Below are 19,057 nucleotides of genomic sequence, written 5' to 3' on the forward strand. Positions count from 1 at the left end.
CAAGTTTGTTCCCAAACTATTTTTTCCAACCGTCTCTTCCAATTACAATAGAATCCAATAATATCTTCCGATATTTATCGTTAACAGGGATTAAACCATATCGAATAAGTTGAGAATCCGGATCCATCATTTCGTCTGAAATACTAAAATAAACATATTCTCTAAGACCAAAAACGTTTTTAAAATGCTGTTTTTTTACATAAAACAAAAGTGGACGCGAAATCGGATATAAACCTGATAAGATCGTACGCACAGAAGGCACAACACCATCAATTGATATAAGATTTAAAACATCAGCATTATTGTTATAAAAAGATAACCCTACGAAACCCAAAACATCTTTACTTACCTCTATTCGCGCTAAAGTTTCCGCATAATCACCATCCACCTCAACAGCAATGCCATCCTGTCTAACAGATATACACGAAGCATCCAACCGATGAACATCATATTTAAAAACATCCCGCATTTTCGAAAAATTTCCAGATCTCACACAACCTTCTCGTAAGACCTTTTGTTCTAACACTCCTCGAGTCCCATGTTTTCCACTTGGAATATAAATGGAAATACGAACTTCAGGCAAACCATTTCTTATATCTGACCATTTTTTAAATGGATTAACCACAATATTATTATTGATAATTAAATGAGAAGATAATGCCTTGTAGATATCCTCAATAGTCAAAGACATCCTTGCCATATTTCTATCACTAACTAGTAATATACCATCGTACCCTATTTTCACTTCTTGAATGTCAAAAACACCATTTTTTTTACACTCTTCTAATTCGCCTTTAGTGATTTTAAGAGAAGAATTGACAATATCGATAGTATCTTCACCAACACCTCGGCAAAACTCTTTTAGACCAACACTAGAACCCCCAGATTCAACATAGGGAGTCTTGAATTGGGAGAAATGTTCACTAAAATTTTCAGCTATAATCTTGGCATAAGGAAACAATGTAGCAGAACCTGCTACCTTAATACGGTCACGAGAAAAACTTTTTGTGCCACCACATATTTCTAAGAAAACAAAACACGTAATAAATACAGCAAAAAATCTCATGGAAACCCCTAAATATCGATATATTACGCTACTATGTGCCAATTAAAAACTCAACCATAATATAAATATTTTCGCGATAACACCATAAATAACATCATCTTTTAACTACAAACTAACCGAATTCAAAAACGCATAATTACAGAAAAATTCAATCATATTTCGAGAAATCATACTGCGCAAATCTTTGTATATCAATAAGATTACTGCAATAAAACATTTTACGTACTATTCCATATAGTATTATTTAATTATAATAAAAAAAACTGACATTTATTAAAAATAACCAAAAATATTATACTAAAATCGTTATAAAACATGAATTATAGAAAAACTTTGGCAACAAAAACTCTAAACATTCCTATCACTAGTAAAAATGAACAAACTACATCCTAATAAGATACACCTTATTTATTGTTTTCAAAACATCATTAAAAAAATAACTTAATATATCATGGATTGTGCTATAATTTTGGAATAAAATATTTGAACAACTAATCATTTCCATGTAATTATCACTAGCGCATTGTACAGTTAATATGTTGTACAGTTAATATTAAGCCACTTTAGCTCAGTTGGTAGAGCGCATCATTCGTAATGATGAGGTCACGTGTTCGATCCACGTAAGTGGCACCAATTAATAGTTCACCTATATTATTCTCCCGAAGGAAGAGAATGCTTTTTGATAATGTTGATTTGAGTTATACCAAATATCAAAAAAATTGGGAATGTTCCTATTGTCTTGAAAAAGATCCATGTTTCTGTAGAAAAATTCCGCCATACCGCCTCATTGATAAAAGCTAATAACAAGAAAAAATATGCCCATCGGATAGTAATCTTCCTCCAACCTATTGGATCTAACCATATAACCTGCGAAAAAATAAGGCGGATAAAACTTTTTTCAAAAAAATAACCTAAAAATAGCACAATAGAAAAAAGAGAATAGAAGAATGTAGGTTTCATTTTTATAAATGATTCATCACGAAACCAAATAGTCAAACCACCAAATAACAAAACGCATATCCCAGAAACTACTGGAACCATCCGAATTTCATGAAAAAAAATCCAAAAAATTCCTAACGATATAATTGTTAGCGCCATAAACAACAATGTAGAAACAAAAATAGTCCCTCCTAACCGTGATAATATAGGAAAATAAAGAAACAGTTTTCCCCCATACATATTACACAACCAAAAGACTATTCCAGGACTGAATCCTAATAAAAAATAAACGGTTTTATTTTGCGATTGCAATGTACTCATTTTTTTCCTCATCATGACCTAAACAGCCGGTAATAGCTGCAGAAAAATCTTTTGCCACAAAAGGCTCAAGATCATCGATTCCTTCTCCAGCCCCAAGAAAATACACGGGAATTTTATGCTTGACAACAACAGAAATAAGCCCCCCTCCTCGTGCTGTACCATCCATCTTTGTCATAATAAGCCCTGTTGTCCCAGCGACAGCATGAAACATCTCTACTTGACGCAAAGCATTTTGCCCAGTTGTAGCGTCTAAAACTTGTAGCACACTGTGTGGAGCATGAGAATCTACACGTTTTAAAACTCGAATCATCTTACTAATACCCGCCATAAGCATGGAATTATTATGAAGGCGACCCGCAGTATCAATGATCAAAACATCTACTTGCTTTGCTTGTGCCTGTTTCAAAGATTCATATGCAAGCGCTGCAGCATCAGATCCAATTTCAGAGCTCACAAAATCAGAACATGTCCGGTCTGCCCAAATTTTCAATTGATCAATAGCAGCAGAACGAAAAGTGTCCCCTGCTGCAAGCATTATTTTTAAGCCAGCATCTGACATTTTTTTGGCTAACTTACCAATAGCTGTTGTTTTCCCTACACCGTTCACTCCAACAACGAGAATAACGTGTGGCTTGTGCGCAAATTCCAAATCAAAAGGCTTGGAAAATGGTATCAACATTTTATAAATGTGTTCGGAGACATCTTGCAATACACGTTTAATAGGAACATCTTTATCATAATTTTTTGCAAGCAACTCCTCTACTATCCTCTGAGAAACTTCAACCCCCATATCAGACGAAATAAGCAGATCTTCTAATTCTTCTCGAACACTATTATCAAATCCTCTTCTTCTTAATATTATGTCCGCAATTCCTTCTTTCATCTTTGAAGAAGTAGATGCAAATCCTTTGGCTAGTTTTCGTATCCAAGACAAAGATCCCAATGTGACTTTCTTATTATTCAACCCATTCTCCAAAAAACTTTATCATCACCATTTTATAAAAAGAAAAAACGCACTTTTTAAAATATAGGGAATTTAGATAATCATCGAAATTAATCCATAAGATCTTCATCTTCGCAGTGAATAACATTCTGGGGAAAAATAAAATACACTGACCCTTCACATTTTAAAATATGCAAATACCTTTAAACTTCATTTTTTGTCCATTTTCCCGTTTTAATATCCAGCTTTCCATCCCATTCTTTATTTGCCTCTCCTGTCATAAAAACATGGTTATTCTCGTGCCATTCAATTGAAAGGCTTCCTCCCAACATTTTAACTGACACAACACGACCTGTTTTACCTAAACATCCAGAGGCAACAACAGAAGCGCAAGATGCTGATCCACAAGCAGCAGTCAAACCTGCACCACGCTCCCAAGTGCGCAAATTAAGATCTGAACAGGAAGTAACCTGCGCTATTGATACATTTACACCTTCAGGAAACATCGAATTCCTTTCTAAACGCTGCCCAAAACCACTGAGATCGTACTGATATATATCATTTTCTACAAAAAAAATTGCGTGTGGATTTCCCATGGAAACCACAAAAGGAGAATGTAAATAAAAATGATTAATCGGACCAATATGGAATTTATCCCTATCAACCTCATCAAATGGTTGCGCTAAGGGAATATGCTTCCAATAAAAAATTGGCTCACCCATATCAATGGAAATTGATCCATCGGCATTTACCTTAGCCACAATAAGTCCCCGTATAGTTTCAAAAGTAAAATATTTTGTCTTCATTTTAGATGAAAGAAATCGCACGACACAACGCATCCCATTTCCACAAGATTGCGCCTCAGATCCATCGTGATTTATAATCCGGATAAACGCATCAACCAACGAATTGTGCGAATCGTGAATGAACATAATTTGATCAAAATTAATGATATCATCCATAGATAACAAATTGATTGCATCTGTCGTTATATTATCAACACAACCCCGCATATCAACAACAATAATTTTGTTCCCTATCCCTTCCATCTTTGCAAAATCTACAAGAACCGACTGCATTATCCCCCCTTAACTTCAACCAACTTCCACATTAATATGGACATTGTTCAGCCAATAGATTCAGAACTTGACTCACAAAAATTTCAATGGTTTAGTTACCTGCCAACGATGTTAAACTATGTACAAATTTTTGAGTATATACCCAGTGCAATAGCTAGGCTTTTTATTCTCGAAACCCTCACTAATCTACTAATTTTTTGTTCATGATCATATCCAAATAAATTACTATCATAAGGTAAAAAACAGTGTTTGACAATTTACAAGAACGCTTCGGATCTATTTTTAAAAATATTACCGGCAGAGGACATTTGTCAGAAACAGATATTTCTAAAACCTTACAAGAAATACGCCGCACTCTTTTGGAAGCAGATGTCTCTCTTGAAGTGGTTCAAAATTTAAACAAAAGAGTTCAGGAGAAAGCCAAGGGAGAGAAAATTCTTAAAAGTATTCAGCCTGGACAAATGATTGTCAAAATTGTTTACGACGAATTGGTTGAAATCCTAGGAAAAGAACCCGTAGAAATAAATATCAATGCTCCTGCCCCTCTAGTTATCATGCTTGTCGGTTTGCAAGGATCTGGGAAGACGACAACAACAGCTAAAATTGCTCATAATCTGAAAACTATAAAAAAGAAAAAGGCGTTAATGGCTTCTCTCGACATATATCGCCCAGCCGCACAGGAACAACTGCGATATCTTGGAGAAAAAATTCAAGTTGACACACTCAAGATCGTCCCCAAGCAATCACCCGTAGAAATAGCAAACCGTGCCATACAAAATGCAAAAGATGGTGGTTATGATATTATTATTTTAGATACAGCAGGACGTAATCATGCTGACGATTCTCTAATGCAAGAAATAAGTGAAATTAAGTCTCTAACCAATCCTCATGAAATTCTACTGGTAGCAGATTCTTTAACGGGGCAAGACGCTGTTCATCTTGCCCGTAACTTTGATAAAAAAATTGACCTGACAGGCATTATTCTCACACGCATGGATGGTGATGGTCGTGGTGGAGCAGCCTTATCAATGCGTGCCGTCACAGGGAAACCAATTAAAGCTATTGGAACAGGCGAAAAAATCGATGATTTAGAAAACTTCTTTCCTGATAGAATCGCCAATAGAATTCTTTCTATGGGCGACATCGTGTCTTTAGTTGAGAAAGCAGCTCGTACCCTAGATGAAGAAAAGGCCTCTATAACAGCTAAAAAAATTGCTAAAGGTAAATTTGACCTTGAAGATCTAGCAGAACAACTGCGTCAAACACAAAAAATAGGAGGCATGAACTCTCTGTTACGCATGTTACCCGGAATACAATCTTTCAAGCAAAGAATCCCCTCTGATTTTGATGATAAAACCATTAATCATAATATCGCAATTATTTCTTCTATGACCAAAGAAGAACGTACTAATCCAAGTATTATAAAACATTCTCGTAAAAAACGCATAGCCGCAGGATCCGGCACTGATGCAGCAAGAATAAATAAACTTTTGAAATTATACAGACAAATAGCAGACATGATGCGTTCCACCAAGAACCTTGGCGGAGGGGGGAATGCATTAACTCAACAAATAATGGGAACTCTGAAAAGTAAACTAGGATTTGGTAAAAATGGGAAATTTCCAGGCATTTAAATTAATCGAGAACTTCTAGTGATTCAAATTATTTGAAAGAAAAAACGCGTGCGTACAATAAATCAACATTAAATAGTATATCAGCATAATACTTTATAAATAGGAGAATTTTAAAAAAATAATAATTTATCACATTTATAATAATCATCTTGTATCCCATAAATGTATTTATGACCTACTATCCTTGTACTATAAACACTTTAATGTATTGTGATCTTGATGATTTCAAGATAATTGTATATTTGGAACAGCGTTATATAAAAATCATAGAGCCCAAACTGTCGTCAACTTAAGATTCATTGTTATAAGGAGAGTTATTAATGACCCTAAAAATTCGTCTTGCTTGCGGAGGATCTAAAAATCGCCATCATTATCGTATTGTGGTAGCAAATTCCCGTAGCCCACGTGACGGGAAATTCATAGAAAAACTTGGAACTTGGAGTCCAACCTTACCAAAAGAAGACCCCATGAGATTCACAATGAATTTTGAACGTATTCAACATTGGATCAAAATGGGCGCACAACCAACAGATCGTATTATGTTTTTTATGGATAAAGCAGGGTTAATTAAACGTCCTCCTAAAAATAATCCCATCAAAGCAAAAGCCAAAAAGAAAACACTAGAACGTCTTGCGGCTAAAAAGAATGCAGAGGAACAGGCTATCGCATAAACATGCGAGCGCTGTAATCCTAATAAATGCTTGGTTTCTTAAAATATTTGGACTTCCGGTTTGATCTGATACGGTTCATGAGGTACGTATCGTGACCAAACTTGACAGGATGATTCTTATGGCTACCGTCGGAAAGACTCATGGTTTGAAAGGCGAAGTGTACATCGATTCATACGCAAATGATCCCATGGATTTAGATTGCTATGATTTGTATTCAGATAATAATCGTGAGATTAAAATATTAAAAATGTATCGCAAACAAAAAAGATTCATCGCTACATTGTATGGTATTGATAATGTTCATTCCGCATCTAAACTCCATAATTTGAAACTATACGCTAAACGCCAAGATTTCAAAGACGAAGAGCTAGAAGAAGATGAATTTTTCAATGCCGACCTAGAAGAAATGGAAACTTTTGATTGCAACGGCAAGCACTGGGGTAAAGTTTGTGGAATTTATAACTTTGGCGCAGGGTCTGTAATTGAAATAAAAAGCGATACAAATAAATTATTTATGATACCCTTTACTAAATCCGCAGTGCTAAACATCAATATGAAGGAAAATAAAATATTAATTGATCCCATCTCTGCAGGATTAGATAATATAAATATAAAAGACCACAATGATGTGACCCAACTAGAATCACTCGGGGACATATCATGACTTTTCACGTTAGCATCCTCACACTCTATCCAGAAATGTTCCCAGGACATCTAGGAAAATCCATAGCGGGGAAAGCACTGTCGCGCAACTTATGGTCAATGAACGCAATCCAAATACGTGATTTTGCTACAGATCGACACCATAGCGTGGATGACACCCCTTCCGGCGGCGGAGCGGGGATGATACTTAGAGCAGATATTCTAGGCAAAGCAATCGATTACGCAACATCTCAACACACGCAAAAAGACATCCCTCGAATCCTCCTGAGCCCTCGTGGCAAACCCTTAACACAAGAACGAGCACGACTTCTTGCGAATAACTCTGGTTTTATTGCTTTGTGTGGACATTTTGAAGGCATCGATGAGCGTATTATCCAAGCGCGTAATCTTGAAGAAATTTCCATAGGCGATTATATCCTCTCTGGCGGAGAACCAGCCGCCCTTATCCTACTTGATGTTGTCATACGTCTTCTCCCAGGAGTTTTAGGTAATAAAAAATCAGCGATTCATGAAAGCTTTGCAAATGGATTTTTGGAATTTCCTCAATATACTAGACCACAAATATGGGAAGGATTAACAATACCTTCCGTTCTTAATTCTGGGAATCATGAAAAAATAAGGAAATGGCGCGAAGAACAGTCCTTAGCATTGACAAAAAAATATAGACCTGATCTTCTTTCAAAGAAAGGTATCCCCAATACGCAATAGTTGTTGAAAAAATGAATACGCTCAATTTTATATTAAGAACGTATTTGATGAGTATAATTTATAATTAGTGGAGAAAATCGATGAATATAATTGACGAATTAGACCATAAAGAAATGGCCAGAATAGAGTCACAGAGAGTCCTGCCTGAATTCTCTCCAGGAGACACGATATGTGTCAAAACAGTCATTACAGAAGGAGATAAAAGCAGAGTTCAATCTTACGAAGGGATATGTATAGCACGATCCGGACGAGGCATTAATAAAAATTTTACTGTTCGAAAAATTAGTTACGGAGAAGGCATGAATCGCTTATTCCCTCTATATTCTCCCATGATACAGGAAGTCATAGTACTCCGCCGCGGGAAAGTTCGTCGCGCTAAATTATATTATCTAAAAAATCTTCGCGGAAAAGCTGCGCGCATTCAAGAAAATACTGGAAAACGCGCAAAACGTCTTAATGAAGAAGCACGTTTATCCGCCGCTTCTAAAAAACGCGTATCTGAATAGAGTCTTTAATTATTTTAAGATAAAGAATTTTTATGTAAGTGTAGAGTTTTCTCAATTTTTCTTACGTGCAAAAATGTTTTATCATTTCGCGTTTTAAAACTTTACCTATAATATCGAATTTGAAGACATGCTTCACGGATACTTTTATATAAAAAATTTTGTCCTCTCCATCTGCAAAAAAGAACGAGATTATTGCCTAGATAATCGTTGTGCAAAATAGCAAGGATTGTATATGAAACAGGCAGATATTGGAATAGTTGGACTCGGTGCTATGGGATCAAATCTTGCCCTAAACATGCTAGACAAAGGATTTAAATTAGCGGTATACAACAAAGAATTTGAATTAACAGCTGATTTTATTAAGAAAATATCTGGATTATCTGAAAAAGTTATCATCACCAAAACACTGAAGCAAATGGTAGAAGCAATTCGCCCGCCCCGCAAAATACTTATGATGATAACCGCTGGCGATCCTATCGACCAGTTAATAGAAAAATTAGAACCATTATTATCCCCCGAAGATATATTATTAGATGGAGGAAATTCTCATTTTTACGATACAAAAGAACGCTCTTTACGACTGAATAAAAAGGGAATTTACTTTATTGGAATAGGAATATCAGGTGGCACGAAAGGCGCAAGATCCGGCGCATCACTCATGATAGGAGGAAATGAAAAAGCATACCACAGTGTTAAAAATATTCTATTATCTATATCTGCAAATTATCAAGATACCCCTTGTTGCGCTCGATTAGGACCAGATGGATCAGGACATTTTGTCAAAATGATTCACAATGGAATTGAATATGCAAATATGCAATTAATAGCAGATATTTACGGGATTTTTAGGGACGGATTCAACATCCCTCCCCTGGAAATAAGTCAATATTTCTTAAAATGGAACACTGGAAAAATAAGTTCATATTTAATAAAAATCACTGCAGAGATCCTATCAACCATTGATCCCATAACCGGCACGCCCATGATTGATATGATTTGTGATACAGCATCCCAGAAGGGAACAGGAATCAAATCTATCATTGAAGCACATAAATTATCTTCATCCATGACAATCACGGAAACTGCAATTTTCGCCCGCAATCTTTCTTTATATAGAAATAACAATAAGAATATGCAATCGGCTTTTAAACCTACTGCCCATTTTGAAGTAGAAAATTTTGATAAATTTGTTGAAGATTTTGAAAATGCTCTCTATGCATCTACGGTTCTTTCTTTTACCCAAGGATTTTTTGTAATAAGCCAAGCGTCACAAAAATATAATTGGAAGCTATCGATTGCAACAATAGCACGTATATGGCGCGCAGGATGCATTATTCGCTCGAAGTTACTGAATGAAATTGCAGAGCATTTAACGGAAAATTCTCCCAATACTACCATTCTTAATATTAAAAGTGTTTTGGAAAAAATGAACAAAACAATCCCTTCATTAAGAAACGTAGTAATTACATGCACAAAAAATGGCTATCCTATACCGGGATTATCAAGCGCCCTTTCTTATTTCGACTCCTGTATGCTTAATCATGGAACCGCTAATTTAATCCAAGCACAACGTGATTTTTTTGGATCTCATGGTTTTGATCGAAAAGACAGAATATCAAAATACAACAGGCCTTGGAAATCATAGATGAAATCCATTATACAATACAGTTCGTAGCAATTGAATTCGATATATTCTTCATAAGTTGAAAGTAAAGATCAGGGCTCTCTTCAAGCAATGTCCCTTCTGGATCAAGCATTGCAGAGGCAACATTAGTACCCTCCGTCAGAGAATGTATTATCTTAGGATCAAATTCTGGATCGTAAAAGATACAAGAAGTTTTATTCATAATAATTTTATCCCGAATGTTCTGTAAAGATTTTGCACCAACAAAAACCGAATGGCGCATAGGAAAAGTAACAATATGCAAATCATAATGAGACGCAAAATAAAGATACGCTTCGTGAAAAACAATAATATTTCGCCCCTTAACTTTTCTCAATACATCACGTAGTTCTGTATCTAGATTATATAACTTACTTTTAAATTCTTCTTCATTCTTTTCATAAATTATCTTATTATCAGGATCCCTTTTAATCAGCTCTTCCGCGACGATATGAGCAATATATTGCGCATTTAAAGGATTTAGCCATAAATGGAAATCATATGTTTGATTTCCATGGCAATGAGAACCATTACCACGCAATGGAATTTTATGTAAATCTTTGTACCTTGAAAGGGTAACTATATTGGATTTTTTGTTTAAAGATTGCAATGGCTTCGCCAAAAAATATTCCATTTCCGGACCAAGCCAAAAAATAATGTCTGAATTTTCTAAAATCCTAGCATCTGACGTGCGTAAATTATAATCATGAGGTGAACTGATACCTTTGACAAGCAAAGTAGGACTGCCTATTCCTTTCATGATAGAAGATACAATTGAATAAATAGGCTTTATAGAGACGACCACTCGCAAAGAATCAGCCTTAGCCACACTAGACAATAGTAAAAAAAGAAATATAAATAGTTTGAAAATACTTTGCACGGCGTAGATCCTAATCTTTAATAAACTACTACTTTTGTCGATACTCGAAATAGCTACTCTGTAAACAAATGCGATGGAACATAATTGGTTATGCCGAACATCTCATCTCTACCCTTAATTAGCTTGAATGACACTAGTGTCCGTAAGAATGGACACCAAGTTTTACAAGATATTAACTTCACTATCAATCCAGGTAAAATAGTAACATTAATAGGGCCTAATGGTTCTGGCAAATCAACAATTGCCAAACTTATTACAGGAATAATTAAACCCACTACAGGAAGCATAACTCGCAATCCTGATCTGATTATAGGGTATGTTCCACAAAAAGTCACCCTAGAAAAAACATTACCACTCAGTTTAATGCGATTTATTACGCTTTCCACATCATCTTCAAAAGAAGAAATTATACAAACACTTGATAAAGTTAATTTAAAAGGAAAGCATCATAGAAATGTAAGTGATCTTTCAGGAGGAGAGTTCCAACGCGCCCTTCTCGCAAAAGCGCTATTACGCAAACCTAATTTATTAGTTTTAGATGAACCATTACAAGGTATTGATTTTCCAGGAGAATTAGCTCTATACGAATTGATTACATCAGTGCGTCAGGATACTGGTTGCGGTATACTACTAATATCTCATAATTTACACATGGTGATGGCATCTACAGATACGGTTATATGCTTAAATAATCGAATTTGCTATCAAGGCCCCCCTCAAACCATAAAAGATAACACAGATTATATTCATCTTTTTGGATCACGTGCAACAGAAATATTAGCCATCCATAATCATGCACACGATTACTAGAATCTAAATGCTCATATCAATCATTTTTCCAAAAAGCGGGAAATCATACTAAATGGAATAAAATAATGTATAACGAATTTTTCATTCGTGCTTTGTTTGCTGGAATTGGCATAACTATCTCCACTGGCCCGCTTGGATGTTTTGTTGTTTGGCAACGCATATCCTATCTAGGAGACACCATAGCACACTCAGCACTTTTAGGTGTCGCTTTTTCACTCATGTTTCAATTACCACTCACCCTTTGTATATTCATAATAGCGGCTCTAACATCGATCATACTGCTTCAAATTCAGAAAAATGAATTTTTATCTTCTGATTCTATTCTTGGAGTCATTACTCATTCAACAATATCGCTTGCTCTAATCATGCTATCTTTTATGAGCTGGATAAATACAGATCTAATAAGTTTTTTGTTTGGCGATATCCTAGCAGTAAACACAAATGATATCATGCTTATCTGGGGAATAGGAATCCTGAATATTATTATACTACTCACAATATGGAAGCCATTACTAGCAACTACCGTAAACTATGACCTTGCCAAAGCAGAAGGTATGCATCCAGAGAAAATGAAGCTCATCTTCTCTCTTATAACAGCACTTACGATCTCTGTTTCCATAAAATTTATCGGTATCACACTCATAACATCCCTTTTGACATTACCTGCGGTCACAGCAAGACGTTTTGCAACATCTCCGGAAAACATGGCTATATTAACAATAATAATTGGAATATTAGGAGTAGTACTTGGTCTTTATGGATCATTAATTCTTGATACTCCTTCAGGCCCATCTATCATTATTACATCTTTATTGTTTTTTATATTAAGCTTTTTTTATCAAAAGTCACTATAACTTTCAAATATTCGTAATTTGATATCGCATCATATATTTTTTAGTCTTGTATTTTAAATATTTATCGAGTACTATTGATACAATTTATTTGCTCGACCATAGAAGTGATGTCATCGTATTTGAACAATATTTTGTGAGAGAAAGTAATTTATATGACTAGTGAAAAATCCTATAGCGTTCTTAACGAACTTATGAATATAGAATTCAAAGCTCATTATTATTACATGCAAGCCGCATCTTGGGCTGCATTCAAAAACCTTGAAGGATGTCATAATTTTCTCTTAGGACATGCCAAGGAAGAGTACTCTCACGTCATGAAAATATTCACGTATTTGATGGATCTAGGTGGAGAAGCAAATTTTTCTGGCTTATCACAACCTGATATTGATGCTAATGATATCGAAGGGCTTTTCTCGCTAATATATAAACACGAATGCGATGTAACAAAAGCGTATGATGAAGCTGTTGCAGTTGCCTTGGAAGAAAAGGATAATCAATTGTTGTTCTTTTTGCAATGGTTTGTCAGTGAACAAGATGAAGAAATGATCCTTTGCCGTAAAATATTAGACAAGATAAAGCTAATAGGATCTGGTCCTCATTCTCTTTATCTATTCGATCAGGAAATGGCAACACTCGCGAATAAAAGTTAATACTTCTATAGGTTAAACGTTTTACTCAATAATAATCCTAGAATATAGAATAAGAATATTTCTATAAATGATTGTTGGTTTTTAATAAAATAGGAAGAACAATTCTAACTTTTGTTGCAATATAAACAATATTTAATGAATTTACTGAATATTGATCTCTAGGAATATTGTTCTCATAAAAAATGCACGCCTTCTCATCTATAGGTTATTGTTTCAAGGTATCCATAATGTTCAATACTGCTGGACCGAGAATAATCAGCATTAGAACAGGTAAAAAGAACAAAATCATCGGAACAGTCAGTTTAGGCCCTAATGAAGCAGCTTTTTTTTCTGCTTCCATTAAACGATCTGTTCTTGTTTCTGCAACTAAAACACGCAAAGCATCACCTATTGATGTTCCATAACGATCGGATTGCATCAAAGCTTGCATCACATTTCTTACACAATCCATTTGAGTACGATTATAAAAGTTTTCAAATGCCACCTGTCTATTAGGCAGGAATGAAAGCTCCGCTACAGTTAACAACATTTCTTCAGAAAGAGGAACTGATTGCCCCCCGATTTCATCCGCGATACGACGAAAAGACTGCTCTATAGAAATACCCGATTCAACACATATTAATAATAAATCAAGAGCATCTGGCCAAGCGCGCCTTATAGAAGCCTGTCTTTTATGAACAATATTAGAAATAAAAGCAGCTGGAGCATAGAATCCAAGGTATCCTATTAAAATAGCTGCTCCTACACGAGCTGGATAAGGATATTTAACTAATTTATCAAAGGCAAATATCCATATAATTCCACCAACAAGGGCAATTATTGGGAGAATCAAACGTACAATCAACAAAACATTCAATGCATATTCTGATCGAAAACCAGCGGAACGTAATTTATTTACTATCTTTTTGTCAACCAGAATTTCTTTTAGATTAAATTTTTGCACAAATTGTCGTAAGGAAATATTATCGTGAGTACGTAGCTTAGAAGACTTCTTCTGCAAATACTCTTTTTGTTTTTGGCGTAATAAATCTTCTTCAATGGCAATGGATTTCATACGTTTCTCCAATTCATTACCACCTAACAAAGGAAAAATAACTGCATAAAACAATGAAAAAACCGAAACCGCAGTTGTTATGGAAAATACGATACTAGCGGCATCCAAAATAGAGAAAAAATCAATCATCTTATACCCAAAGATCAAATATCAAAATTAATCATAATCCGCATAATCATAATACCTAAAACCATCAAAAAAGCCGCAACCCCAAGGATCATATGTCCTCTCGGATCCGTTATAAGAATACCAATATATTCTGGAGACGTAAAATGTACAAGAAGAGACACAAAAAAAGGCAAAGATCCTATTATCCATGCTGAAGCTTTCGCCTCCATCGAAAGAGCCTGAACTTTTGCTTTCATTTTTTTCCTCTCACGCAATATTCTCGATAAATTGGACAAAGCCTCCGAAAGATTACCTCCTAATTGCGCCTGAACAGAGATAACTGTGGCAAAGAAAGACACTTCTTGAAGAGGCATGTAGCGAATCATACGAGACACACTCTCAGAAACACTCAATCCTAAATGTCGCGCCTCAACCACACGACGAAATTCTGATCGAACAGGATCAGAAGACTGACTAACAATAACAGAAATAGCATCTGAAACCGGCAATCCAGTGCGCACTGAACGAACAATAATATCTAGAGCATTAGGAAATTCTTCCAAAAAACTAGCAACTCTTTTCTTTATTACATATTTTAAAAACAAACGTGGCATCACAAGAGAACATGAAATGGATATACAAAATGAAACAAATAAACTACCGGTCATTGCCCAAAAAACAACGCAACATACGAATGCTAGAACACAACTGCCAATGTAATAATGTTCTTTCGAGATAGGTAAACCTGAATAAGATATTAAAGAAGATAAACTTTTGGTATTACCGGTTTTTTTCTTGTGACTTACTTCTATATTTTGTATTGCCTCTCGCAATGCTTTACGACGTTTTATATTAGCAGAAGAAGCATCTTTATCCGCGACCAAAACCTTTGAAACATCTCGCGAACCAGAGGTGGATTTCTTAGATAGAAAACTGCTTATTGTATACAAAAAAATGAATACTGATAAAACAACCGAGCCTACTACAAATAATTGCATTGCATCAAAACCCATTTAATTCCCCCTATGCACCACTTCGTTTGTCAAGAGATTCGAGAACTTCCGCTAAATTACTCTCTTCACCATACTGAGCCGCTCTACTCCAAAACTGCGGACGAGAAATGCCAGAACCGGTATGACAACCAATCAATTTACCCGTTTCATCTTCTCCAACCACCTCATATTTAAGAAGATCTTGAGTAATGATAACATTTCCTTCCATTCCAACAATTTCACAAATATTTGTAATCACCCTAGAACCATCTCGCAAACGCTGTGTCTGAATAATCACATCTAAAGAAGAAGTGATAATCTCTCTTACCATCTTGGATGGGAAAGTAAATCCACCCATAGCGATCATTGCTTCGATCCTACCAAAGCTCTCACGAGCATTATTGGCGTGAATAGTACCCATAGAACCATCATGTCCCGTATTCATCGCTTGTAACAAATCCAATACTTCTGGACCACGAACTTCTCCCAAAATGATACGTTCAGGGCGCATACGCAAACAATTCTTCACCAAATCACGCATGGTAATCTCACCCTCACCTTCAATATTAGGAGGTCGTGTTTCCAAACGAACCACATGCGGTTGCTGAAGTTGAAGCTCCGCTGTATCCTCACAGGTAACGATCCGCTCATCTGTATCTATATAACGAGTCAAGCAATTGAGCAAAGTTGTTTTTCCAGAACCAGTTCCACCTGAAATCAAAATATTACACCTAATACGTCCTATAATTTGCAATAACCTCGCACCCTCAGCTGTCACAGCACCAAAGCGAACAAGATGATCCAAGGTAAGCTTTTCTTTTTTAAATTTACGAATAGTTAAAGTCGGACCATCAAGAGCAAGAGGTGGAATAATAACATTTACACGAGAACCATCCAACAAACGTGCATCACATATAGGACTTGCTTCATCTACACGACGACCAACTTGATTAACAATGCGTTGACACACCGTAAGGAGCTGTTCATTATCTCGAAAGCTAATACCCGTTTCAACAGTTTTTCCATTAACTTCGATAAATACTTTTTCTGAACCATTAACCATGATATCCGCAATATCATCTCGCGCAATAAGAGGCTGAAGAGGCCCATACCCTAAAATATCATTACAGAGATCTTCTAAAATATCCGTTTTCTCCTCAAATGATATAGCGATATTTCTAATAGAAACAATCTCATTCATAAGAGTCGATATTTCTTCTCTCGCCGATTCCGTATCGTATTGGGAAAGCTGAGTTATATCTATCATTTCAATCAAAGTTGCAAAGATAGTTGATTTAATTGCATAATAATTCGAATCACGCTTCCCTGAGTTAACAATATCTCCGTCTTTAAAGTATGACGATACTGGCACAGTTTCTTTCTGATCATTAACTGAATTTACAGCTACTTCACCTAAAGAAGAGCGGGGCGCTTCTTTTCCTGCTGATTCTGTGAAGGTCTTGTTCCGTCTTCCAAACATATATGGCTCCTAAAGCATGATCACTTCATATTAAAAATATTCTTGATCTTTGTGTATATAACATTTTGAGGTTTAGACATAGTTACTCGATCAGTAAGAATGCGCGAAAAATCTACAAATAATTCTGCAATAGAAGATTTAGGATCTACTTCACGTATCATTTTACCTGAATTAGCTGACATGCCAAAAACAGAACTATCAAAAGGGATAATAACAGAAGGCTCTATACCCAATGGCGCACAAAAATCACTAACAGAAATTTCAGGTTTTTTAGGAGTCTGAGTCTGATTGAGAACAAGATAAGGAGTCTTATAATTCGGCCTCAATTTTTTTAAAACATCAATTAAATTTTTAGCATTACGCAAACCAACAAGATCAAGAGAAGAAGTAATGACCACTTTATCACTTGTAGAAAGAACTTCACGTGTCCAAGAATTCCAAACATGAGGAACATCCAGAATCGTCAATGGAGACATCTTCTGCAATAAATTAATGACTGGCATAATCTTTTTTTCATCAAAATCATAGGTACAATCCAACATAGTCGGAGCCGTTAAAATTGAAAGATTCTCCACATAGCATATAAGTAATTGACTAATAAACGCTTTATCAATTTGCCTTTGGGAAGAAATGGCACTTATAATACTATCCATTGGATCTTGATCGAAATTAATATTAACTGTTCCATATGGAAAATCTAGATCTGCCAAAATATTTTCCATTGCCAAAACAGACGCAATACTAAAAGCACAATTATGAGCTATAGTTGAAGAACCCACCCCCCCTCTAGAACCTATGAAAGATATTGAACAACATAATTTAGGTGCTTTTTCTTTTTCTGTTTCTCGGGATTCTTTTTGAATAGTAGTAGATGTAGATACATCACTAATGGATTTAATAATGTCAGAAACAGATAAAGGTTCAATTAAATATTCAGATACACCATTAGCTATTAAATCTCGATAAAGCATTATATCATTAGTATCTCCTACTATAATAACCTTCGTATCAGGGTCACAAACATCCGCTAAAGGCTCTAATGCAGAAAGCACTTCTCTAGGATTTACTTGAATTTGAACAATAATAATATTAGGCGTAGGATTATGACAAAAAAAACTCGCTGCTTCTGCGATTGACCCTTTAGTAATTTGCATATTGACGAAATTCCTCCGATCGTCAATTTTAGATCTTTCTACCACAGAATAAAGAGTATCTGTGATACAAAAAACATGCACCGATATCAGTGGCAGAGGACATGTTCCCCCAGAATTTATACCATCATTTCCTTTAAGGGAATCCGAATTATTTACATTATACTCATTCATAAATCGTTCCCCCCCTTCTGTGAGCTAGATTTCCCAGATTGATAATTCCGATAATTATCAACAGATCGATCACGATTATAGGCATCAGGAGGAGTCATCGCACGTGGAGAAAATAAATCAGAAGGATTCACTACTTGAGCTGCTAAATTATTTTGAGATGCACATCCATAATTAAACCAATTATCATTCTCTGAATAACTTCCTAAAATATCTTCTGGCCAAAAACCACACTTCCCAGCACTAGGCTTAACCGCAAAATAACTTATTCGAATAGTATCAATGTCCAATCCATAATCAGCATCATATAGTCTTTCGGAGATAGATTTAGATGCAACACCCCTAGCAATGATAATTTTGCGTATTTCTTTTACAGCATTTTTTATAGAAACAGAAGAAACCGTCGGACTTGGAATCATTAACAAAAGAACACCGGCGTTATCCTTTTGATATTGATCTAAAAATCCATTGATCGTATCATGAATAGGGTACTTTATTAACCCTCTTCCTGCCAATAGAGGTATGTCGACGTATTTCTCTACTTTTTGCATCAAAATTGGATGTCTACTACGGTAATCATTATTGCTTACAAAAGAATATGATGGCGAACTCATTCCATAAAACAAGACGATAAAAAATGAGACCCTTAGAATCAAAGTTTTCATAAAAAATACCTTTCTAAGGATTGATCTCAAAAAAATAATAAGCTCTCTC

The 19,057-nt window shown here is 35.4% G+C and carries 19 protein-coding genes and 1 tRNA gene; 10 read left to right on the forward strand and 10 right to left on the reverse strand.

What is annotated here, in order from left to right:
• Nucleotides 1–16: 16 nt before the first annotated feature.
• Nucleotides 17–1,066: a PstS family phosphate ABC transporter substrate-binding protein gene (locus G293_RS01820; protein WP_052775009.1), complete on the reverse strand. Its 1,050-nt coding sequence runs from the start codon at nt 1,064–1,066 to the stop codon at nt 17–19.
• Between the two features lie 557 nt (nt 1,067–1,623).
• On the opposite strand from G293_RS01820, the gene G293_RS01825 reads away from it, so the two are divergent.
• A tRNA-Thr gene (locus G293_RS01825) sits at nt 1,624–1,699 on the forward strand.
• Nucleotides 1,700–1,717: 18 nt separating this feature from the next.
• Here the strand turns inward: G293_RS01825 and G293_RS01830 are convergent.
• The 3 genes from G293_RS01830 to dapF form a co-directional block, all read right to left on the reverse strand.
• A complete protein-coding gene (locus G293_RS01830) occupies nt 1,718–2,326 on the reverse strand; it encodes an inner membrane-spanning protein YciB (RefSeq protein ID WP_047264059.1) in 609 nt (202 codons plus the stop codon).
• Nucleotides 2,301–3,290 (reverse strand): signal recognition particle-docking protein FtsY, encoded by a 990-nt coding sequence (gene ftsY / locus G293_RS01835; protein ID WP_052775010.1) that lies wholly within the window; start codon nt 3,288–3,290, stop codon nt 2,301–2,303. Before ftsY ends, G293_RS01830 begins: the two co-directional genes overlap by 26 nt.
• A gap of 182 nt (nt 3,291–3,472) precedes the next feature.
• Complete coding sequence (gene dapF / locus G293_RS01840; protein WP_047264060.1) at nt 3,473–4,348, reverse strand: diaminopimelate epimerase; 876 nt, start codon at nt 4,346–4,348, stop codon at nt 3,473–3,475.
• 245 nt (nt 4,349–4,593) lie between these two features.
• Here dapF and ffh point away from each other — a divergent pair, with 245 nt between their 5' ends.
• The 6 genes from ffh to gndA all read left to right on the forward strand — a co-directional run bounded on the left by ffh (nt 4,594) and on the right by gndA (nt 10,175).
• Nucleotides 4,594–5,982 (forward strand): signal recognition particle protein, encoded by a 1,389-nt coding sequence (ffh, locus tag G293_RS01845; RefSeq protein ID WP_047264061.1) that lies wholly within the window; start codon nt 4,594–4,596, stop codon nt 5,980–5,982.
• Nucleotides 5,983–6,302: 320 nt separating this feature from the next.
• On the forward strand, nt 6,303–6,653 hold the full coding sequence (gene rpsP / locus G293_RS01850) for a 30S ribosomal protein S16 (RefSeq protein WP_047264062.1): 351 nt from the start codon (nt 6,303–6,305) through the stop codon (nt 6,651–6,653).
• 91 nt (nt 6,654–6,744) lie between these two features.
• Complete coding sequence (gene rimM / locus G293_RS01855) at nt 6,745–7,317, forward strand: ribosome maturation factor RimM (protein WP_047264063.1); 573 nt, start codon at nt 6,745–6,747, stop codon at nt 7,315–7,317.
• A complete protein-coding gene (trmD, locus tag G293_RS01860; RefSeq protein ID WP_047264064.1) occupies nt 7,314–8,024 on the forward strand; it encodes a tRNA (guanosine(37)-N1)-methyltransferase TrmD in 711 nt (236 codons plus the stop codon). Before rimM ends, trmD begins: the two co-directional genes overlap by 4 nt.
• Before the next feature lie 80 nt (nt 8,025–8,104).
• Nucleotides 8,105–8,530, forward strand: a complete 426-nt coding sequence (gene rplS, locus G293_RS01865; protein ID WP_047264065.1) for a 50S ribosomal protein L19 — start codon at nt 8,105–8,107, stop codon at nt 8,528–8,530.
• A 232-nt stretch (nt 8,531–8,762) separates the two neighbouring features.
• Nucleotides 8,763–10,175 carry an NADP-dependent phosphogluconate dehydrogenase gene (gndA, locus tag G293_RS01870; protein ID WP_047264066.1) on the forward strand — a complete coding sequence of 471 codons (1,413 nt, stop codon included), beginning with the start codon at nt 8,763–8,765 and terminating at the stop codon, nt 10,173–10,175.
• Between the two features lie 10 nt (nt 10,176–10,185).
• On the opposite strand, the gene G293_RS01875 is transcribed toward gndA, so the two are convergent.
• A complete protein-coding gene (locus G293_RS01875; RefSeq protein WP_047264067.1) occupies nt 10,186–11,073 on the reverse strand; it encodes a zinc ABC transporter substrate-binding protein in 888 nt (295 codons plus the stop codon).
• A gap of 90 nt (nt 11,074–11,163) precedes the next feature.
• Here G293_RS01875 and G293_RS01880 point away from each other — a divergent pair, with 90 nt between their 5' ends.
• From G293_RS01880 to G293_RS01890, 3 genes are all read left to right on the forward strand, one after another.
• Nucleotides 11,164–11,883 carry an ATP-binding cassette domain-containing protein gene (locus G293_RS01880; protein WP_047264068.1) on the forward strand — a complete coding sequence of 240 codons (720 nt, stop codon included), beginning with the start codon at nt 11,164–11,166 and terminating at the stop codon, nt 11,881–11,883.
• 65 nt (nt 11,884–11,948) lie between these two features.
• Nucleotides 11,949–12,737, forward strand: a complete 789-nt coding sequence (locus G293_RS01885; protein ID WP_047264069.1) for a metal ABC transporter permease — start codon at nt 11,949–11,951, stop codon at nt 12,735–12,737.
• Nucleotides 12,738–12,889: 152 nt separating this feature from the next.
• Nucleotides 12,890–13,387 (forward strand): ferritin, encoded by a 498-nt coding sequence (locus G293_RS01890; protein WP_047264070.1) that lies wholly within the window; start codon nt 12,890–12,892, stop codon nt 13,385–13,387.
• A gap of 205 nt (nt 13,388–13,592) precedes the next feature.
• Here G293_RS01890 and G293_RS01895 read toward each other — a convergent pair whose 3' ends face one another.
• Genes G293_RS01895 through G293_RS01915 form a run of 5 tightly spaced genes read right to left on the reverse strand, consistent with a single transcriptional unit; the run spans nt 13,593 to nt 19,008 of the window.
• Nucleotides 13,593–14,570, reverse strand: a complete 978-nt coding sequence (locus G293_RS01895) for a type II secretion system F family protein (protein ID WP_047264071.1) — start codon at nt 14,568–14,570, stop codon at nt 13,593–13,595.
• A gap of 14 nt (nt 14,571–14,584) precedes the next feature.
• Nucleotides 14,585–15,562 (reverse strand): type II secretion system F family protein, encoded by a 978-nt coding sequence (locus G293_RS01900; protein ID WP_047264072.1) that lies wholly within the window; start codon nt 15,560–15,562, stop codon nt 14,585–14,587.
• A gap of 10 nt (nt 15,563–15,572) precedes the next feature.
• Nucleotides 15,573–17,021, reverse strand: a complete 1,449-nt coding sequence (locus G293_RS01905; protein ID WP_047264073.1) for a TadA family conjugal transfer-associated ATPase — start codon at nt 17,019–17,021, stop codon at nt 15,573–15,575.
• Nucleotides 17,022–17,041: 20 nt separating this feature from the next.
• Entirely contained in the window at nt 17,042–18,346 is a 1,305-nt protein-coding gene (locus G293_RS01910) for a CpaE/TadZ family protein (RefSeq protein WP_047264074.1), read from the reverse strand.
• On the reverse strand, nt 18,343–19,008 hold the full coding sequence (locus tag G293_RS01915) for a CpaD family pilus assembly protein (RefSeq protein WP_244464442.1): 666 nt from the start codon (nt 19,006–19,008) through the stop codon (nt 18,343–18,345). The genes G293_RS01910 and G293_RS01915 overlap by 4 nt, the downstream gene beginning before the upstream one ends.
• Between the last annotated feature and the right edge of the window lie 49 nt (nt 19,009–19,057).

This window comes from Candidatus Liberibacter africanus PTSAPSY (assembly GCF_001021085.1).
Taxonomy (GTDB): Bacteria; Pseudomonadota; Alphaproteobacteria; order Rhizobiales; family Rhizobiaceae; genus Liberibacter; species Liberibacter africanus.

What these genes read in the sequence shown, in the direction of transcription:
- trmD (WP_047264064.1), top strand. Translation starts at nt 7,314, where the DNA reads ATGACTTTTCACGTTAGCATCCTCACACTCTATCCAGAAATGTTCCCA.
- rpsP (WP_047264062.1), top strand. Translation starts at nt 6,303, where the DNA reads ATGACCCTAAAAATTCGTCTTGCTTGCGGAGGATCTAAAAATCGCCAT.
- G293_RS01880 (WP_047264068.1), top strand. Translation starts at nt 11,164, where the DNA reads ATGCCGAACATCTCATCTCTACCCTTAATTAGCTTGAATGACACTAGT.
- G293_RS01895 (WP_047264071.1), bottom strand. Translation starts at nt 14,570, where the DNA reads ATGATTGATTTTTTCTCTATTTTGGATGCCGCTAGTATCGTATTTTCC.
- G293_RS01910 (WP_047264074.1), bottom strand. Translation starts at nt 18,346, where the DNA reads ATGAATGAGTATAATGTAAATAATTCGGATTCCCTTAAAGGAAATGAT.
- G293_RS01905 (WP_047264073.1), bottom strand. Translation starts at nt 17,021, where the DNA reads ATGTTTGGAAGACGGAACAAGACCTTCACAGAATCAGCAGGAAAAGAA.
- rplS (WP_047264065.1), top strand. Translation starts at nt 8,105, where the DNA reads ATGAATATAATTGACGAATTAGACCATAAAGAAATGGCCAGAATAGAG.
- dapF (WP_047264060.1), bottom strand. Translation starts at nt 4,348, where the DNA reads ATGCAGTCGGTTCTTGTAGATTTTGCAAAGATGGAAGGGATAGGGAAC.
- G293_RS01820 (WP_052775009.1), bottom strand. Translation starts at nt 1,066, where the DNA reads ATGAGATTTTTTGCTGTATTTATTACGTGTTTTGTTTTCTTAGAAATA.
- G293_RS01890 (WP_047264070.1), top strand. Translation starts at nt 12,890, where the DNA reads ATGACTAGTGAAAAATCCTATAGCGTTCTTAACGAACTTATGAATATA.
- G293_RS01885 (WP_047264069.1), top strand. Translation starts at nt 11,949, where the DNA reads ATGTATAACGAATTTTTCATTCGTGCTTTGTTTGCTGGAATTGGCATA.
- G293_RS01900 (WP_047264072.1), bottom strand. Translation starts at nt 15,562, where the DNA reads ATGGGTTTTGATGCAATGCAATTATTTGTAGTAGGCTCGGTTGTTTTA.
- G293_RS01830 (WP_047264059.1), bottom strand. Translation starts at nt 2,326, where the DNA reads ATGAGTACATTGCAATCGCAAAATAAAACCGTTTATTTTTTATTAGGA.
- G293_RS01915 (WP_244464442.1), bottom strand. Translation starts at nt 19,008, where the DNA reads ATGAAAACTTTGATTCTAAGGGTCTCATTTTTTATCGTCTTGTTTTAT.
- gndA (WP_047264066.1), top strand. Translation starts at nt 8,763, where the DNA reads ATGAAACAGGCAGATATTGGAATAGTTGGACTCGGTGCTATGGGATCA.